Raw genomic sequence first — 501 nt, forward strand, 5'->3', positions numbered from 1 at the left:
GAGACCGCCGCCAAGCGCGGTCATCGGTATGTGACCGTCTTCATCGACCTTGATCGTGCCGAGACCCCGGTGGTTTTTGCCGTTCCCGGCAAGGGCAAGGCCTGTGTCAGGCAGTTCCGAGCGTTCCTGGAAAGCCAGGGCGGGGACGGCAGCGCCGTCGCCGAGGTGGTCTGCGACATGTCCGCCGCATTCCAGAAGGCTGCCGGGGAGACCTTCGAGAATGCCCATCTCATTGTCGACTGGTTCCACACGGTGCAACTGTTCACCAACGCCGTGGACAACGTCCGCCGCCTTGAGGCCAAAGCGACCCGCCTGCCCAAGGGTGCCCGCTGGGCGACCCTCAAGGCCGGGGATGGGCAGTTGAAGCCCCGCGACAGGGACTCCCTCGCCGAACTGGAAAATCTCGGCACGGCCACGGCAGAGGCCTACAAGATCAAGGAGAAGCTCCGCTGGGTCCGGGGGGCATCCACGCCCCAGGCCGCCCGCTGGCGCCTGACCCGC

Annotated in this window: 1 protein-coding gene; it reads left to right on the plus strand. The window is 66.7% G+C overall.

Annotated elements, in window-relative coordinates; translation table 11 throughout:
- A partial coding sequence (locus WGH93_RS13235; protein ID WP_374765342.1) for a transposase occupies positions 1 to 501 on the plus strand: 501 nt, incomplete at both ends.

Source organism: Yunchengibacter salinarum, from assembly GCF_037658235.1.
Lineage (GTDB): Bacteria > Pseudomonadota > Alphaproteobacteria > Sphingomonadales > Kordiimonadaceae > Yunchengibacter > Yunchengibacter salinarum.